The 265-nt window shown below is 48.3% G+C and carries 1 pseudogene; it reads right to left on the reverse strand.

The annotated features are described in order from the left end of the window. Positions 1-265: pseudogene (locus CWC17_RS18900) on the reverse strand (transposase); the annotation flags it as partial.

Here is a 265-nt window from a genome sequence, read left to right on the forward strand (position 1 = left end):
GTTTACCTTCTGCCGCGCATGTTAAGCGATTTTGATCAATGGTATGGGCTGACTCTTCTGGGTTGTTAGCCATTTTAGCTCTCATGGGATGGAACGCGACATACGCCATACACGCTGCAAGTGCGGCTTCATCTAGTAATGCTTGCGATTTGAACCTTCCCACACAGAAGCGCCCTGTGCAGTTATCTTCTTTATTTGCTCTGCGAGCAATGTGCTCATCTAACAACCGCATAAACCAGCTGATACTTGATCGGCGCTCTCGGTA

Origin of the sequence: Pseudoalteromonas sp. S3785, from assembly GCF_005887365.1 — a bacterium.
In the GTDB taxonomy this organism is placed as follows: Bacteria; Pseudomonadota; Gammaproteobacteria; order Enterobacterales; family Alteromonadaceae; genus Pseudoalteromonas.